This window comes from Streptomyces sp. NPDC018000 (assembly GCF_044328025.1).
Classification (GTDB): domain Bacteria; phylum Actinomycetota; class Actinomycetes; order Streptomycetales; family Streptomycetaceae; genus Streptomyces.
This window is the reverse complement of record NZ_JBIRGM010000055.1, coordinates 1-4,369: the sequence shown is the minus strand read 5'-3', so window position 1 is coordinate 4,369 and position 4,369 is coordinate 1. Positions and strand designations below refer to the sequence as shown.

Below are 4,369 nucleotides of genomic sequence, written 5' to 3'. Positions count from 1 at the left end.
ACGCCTTACGATCCACCTTCCCGTTCGCCGTCAACGGCACCCGGTCCAGCACCACCACCGCCGCCGGCACCATGTACTCCGGCAACCACTCCCGCAGATACGGGTCGAGGTTCGCCAGCGACGTCTTCACGTCGCGGGCACTCATCGGGTCGTTCGCGTGCCGCGCCTCCGGGAGGAGGGTGCTGGGCACGTAGGCGTCCGGGAAATGCCTGCCGTGGTCAGCGGGTTGACAGAGCACATCGACGCGCCCCTCGTCGCTTCCCGCCGACCAGGTCAACGCGGTCACGAGACCGTACTGCTCGCCCAGCACGGCAAGAGCCTCCACATCCACCCCGTGCCGGCGGGCGGTTGCCGTGGTGAGGACATCGGCCACTGTGTCGGCCGGCTTCGCCTGCTGTACGGCGTGCAGCACGCCCTGGTCCGGAGCGATCCGGTCGCCGGGTATCCCGTGGATCCGCAGCCGGGTTCCTTCTTCCGAGGCTTCCTTCAGCAGAGTGCCTGCCGTTTCCAGGTCCTTGACGTCCTCGCCCCAGTCCAGGCTCCGCAGTTCGCCTGCGGGTTCCACGACGCGCGTGTGCAGGACGGTGTCGTAGCGGTACCGGCTGAGCTCGTTGTGGTATGCGCCCCGTTTCACGCGTATGTCCGCGAAGCCGACTCGGGAGTCGCGCCGTGCCCATGCGGCGAAATAGTCCGGATCCAGCTGGAGTTCGTTGTCGAACACCACCGCACGATCGATCACCGGGCGCAGCGCCGACAACGGTACGTCCCTGTCGGCCTGGGACATCTGCACAGCGGTGTGGAAGAACGCTCCCAGCCGGTAGTTCCGGACGTCGCCGACGAAGATGGTGCCGCCGGGGGCCAGCAGGTCCAGCGCCTTGTCCAGGACCGTCGACAGGTAGTCCTCGCTCGGGAAGTACTGCACCACGGAGTTGACGACGATCGTGTCGAAGAAGCCGCGGGGCAGTCCGGAAACGTCGTCGGCGGCCTGCACGCGCAGGGTCACCCGCTCGGAGAGTTCCGCCACCTGCTTCACTTCGCCGGACAGCCGGGCGATCGCCGGCTCGGAGAAGTCCGTGCCCCAGTAGCTTTCGCACTCCGGTGCGACCTGCGACAGGAGCAGGCCGCTGCCGACGCCGATCTCGAGCACCCTGCGCGGCTCCAGTTCGAGGATCCGGTCGACCGTCGCCCGGCGCCACTGTTCCATCTGATCGACCGGGATCGCGCCGCCTTCGTAACTGGAGTGCCAGCCACGGAAGTCCTGGCCGAACCCCGGCGACTCCATATCCGGCCGGTACAGGTCCTCGTACACGGAGTGCCAGTCGCCGACGACCTCGCCCGAAGCGGACTCGTCGACCTCGACGTGCCGTGCCGGTACGACGTAGGACACCAGTCGGCGGTCGCCCGGCCGGTCCTCCCGGACGACGGCGGCGGCGTGGGCCACGGCGGGATGCCGTGCCAGCACGGCTTCGACCTCACCGAGTTCGATGCGGAAGCCGCGGAGCTTGATCTGGTCGTCGGCACGGCCGAGGAACTCGATCACTCCGTCGTGAGTCCACCGCACGAGGTCCCCGGTGCGGTACATGCGTGCGCCCGAGCTGTCGAAGGGGTCGGCGACGAACCGCTGGGCGCTCAGCCCCGGCCGCCTGAAGTAGCCGCGTGTCACCCCGCTGCCCGCGACGTACAGTTCCCCGGCCACGCCGGGTGGCACCGGCCGCAGCCGGTCATCGAGGACGTACGCGGCCATGTTTGCCAGCGGACGTCCGATGGGCACGCTCGCTCCCATCGGCCGGTCCGTGGCGATCTCGTGGCTGAGGGCGAAGGTGGTCGTCTCCGTGGGACCGTATCCGTTGACCACGACGAGTCCCGGGCAGGCGGTCCGCACCCGCTCCACCGCTGTCGGCGACACCACGTCGCCACCGGTCCACACCCGCTGCACGCCGGCCAGCGCCGCCGGTTGTTCCTCCGCCACCACGCGGAAGAGACCGGCGGTCAGCCACAACCCGGTCACCGCATGCCGGTCGACCACATCGGCCAGTACCGCCACGTCCACGTCGCCGGGAGGCGCGAACACGACCTGTCCGCCGCTGAGCAGCGGGACCCAGATCTCGTAGGTCGAGGCGTCGAAAGCCATCGGCGAGTGCGCGAGCACCCGGTCCTGCCCGGCCTCCCATCGCGGGTCGTGGGCCAGGGCCAGGACATCCCGATGCGTGACCGCAACGCCCTTCGGGGTGCCGGACGACCCCGACGTGTACATCACGTAAGCCAGCTGAGCGCCGGGCACCGCGGCCCCGGCGGCGGTGCCGGTCACCTCGCGTCGCAGGGCCTGAGCCAGCTCGAGAACCGGAACTCCCCATGCCTGAGCGGCGTCGGCGTGCGTGCTGTCCACGACGGCCAGTACGGCCGACACGTCGTCGACCACGTGCCGGATCCGCTCGACGGGATCGGAGGGGCGGACCGGTACATAGGCGCCGCCTGCTTTGAGGATGGCCAGCAGCACGACCGGCACGTTCACGCCACGGTCCATCGCCACGATCACCGGTGACTCGGCACCCACGCCACGCTCGGCGAGGTCGCGGGCGAGCCGGTCGGACAGCTCGTGCACGTGTGTGTACGAGAGCTGGTCCTCGCCGCATGACACCGCCACGGCGTCCGGCGTTCGCCGCACGCGTGCCGCGAACGCCTCCGGCAGCGAGACGTCGGGCACCGGGGTGGCGGTGTTGTTCCACGTCGTCAGCATCCGGGTCCGCTGAGCGGCGTCCAGGATCTCGACGTCGTCCACGCGTACGTCGGGACGGGTGACGACCTGTTCCAGCACCCGGAGCAGCCCCGCGACGAGTCCGTCTGCCGACGCCTGGTCGAACACGTCGGAGCTGTACTCCAGAACGCACTGGAATCCCGGTGCGGGACTGTCGCCGCTGTCCTCGACGAAGAAGAACGCGAGGTCGAACTTGGAGCTCGTCGTTTCGATCTCGGTGGGCGCGACCCGGACACCGGGGAAGTCGGCCATTGCGGCTTCGGCCATGCCCTGGTCGGTGTTCTGGAACGCGATCAGTGTCTGGAACAGAGGATGGCGCGCCAGCGACCGGGCGGGATTGAGTGCCTCGACCAGCCGCTCGAACGGAAGGTCCTGGTGCGCGTAGGCGGACAGGTCGGTTTCCCGGACCCGCTGCAGCAGCTCCTGGAACGTCGGGTTCCCGGTCAGGTCGGTGCGCAGGATGAGGGTGTTGACGAAGAAGCCGACGAGGTCGTTGAGCGCGTCGTCGGTGCGTCCCGCGATGGGGGAACCGAGGGGAATGTCCGTGCCGGCGCCCAGCCTGGACAGCAGTGTCGCCACGGCGGCGTGCGTCACCATGAAGGTGCTGCACCCGTGCTCCCTGGCCAGCTTGACCAGCTCGGCGTGGATCTCCTCGGAGATCGTGAACGGCACTCGTCGGCCCTCGTACGAGGCGGCCGCGCGGCGGGGCCGGTCGAAGGGCAGGGGGAGTTCTTCGGGAAGGTCGGCCAGCTGCCGCGTCCAGTAGGCGAGCTGCCCGAAGACCACGCTGTCCGGGTCGTCCTCCGAGCCCAGAGCGTCTCGCTGCCACAGCGCGTAGTCCGCGTACTGCACCGGCAGCTCCGGCCATTCGGGGGCGCGGCCCTCCAGACGCGCGCCGTAGGCGGTGGTCATGTCGCGCGAGATCGGCCCGAGCGACCAGCCGTCTCCCGCGATGTGGTGCAGCATGACCTGCAGGACCCAGTCGGTGCCCTCGGGATCGAGACGGAACAGCCAGCCGCGGATCGGGATCTCGGTGGCGAGATCGAAACTGTGCTGCGCGACGCGGGCGACCTCGCGGGCCACCTGGTCCTCGCTGGTGTCCACCACCTCGAGCACGGGGGTGACCTCGTCGGCGTCGAGCACCAGCTGGCTGGTGCCCTCGTCACCGTCGGCGAAGACGGTGCGCAGGCTCTCGTGCCGGGCGACGACGTCGTGGAACGCGGTCCGTAGCGCGTCCACGTCGAGCTCGCCGTGCAGGCGCACGCCGAGCGGGATGTTGTAGGTGGGGCTCGGCCCTTCGAGCCGGTGGATGAACCACAGCCGCTGCTGGGCGAACGAGACCGGGGCGTGCTCCGGGCGTGGCTCGACCTTGCGCAGCGCAGTGCGTGCGCTTGCCATCGAGTCGAGGAGGGAGCTCAGTCCCGCAACGGTCGGCGACTCGAACAGGTCCCGGATCGCCACCTCGACGCCGAGGAGTGAACGGATCCGGCTCACCAGCCGGGTCGCCAGCAGCGAGTGGCCGCCGAGCTCGAAGAATCCGTCGTCGATGCCTACCTCGTCGACGCCGAGTACCTCGGCGAACAGCCCGCAGAGGATCTCCTCCCGGGGCCCGCG

1 protein-coding gene is annotated in these 4,369 nt (G+C 69.6%); it reads right to left on the bottom strand.

Annotation, left to right across the window (positions count from 1 at the left end; all coding sequences use genetic code 11):
• On the bottom strand, nucleotides 1–4,369 hold a 4,369-nt coding region (locus ACH4EW_RS32365), incomplete at both ends, for an amino acid adenylation domain-containing protein (RefSeq protein WP_398263124.1).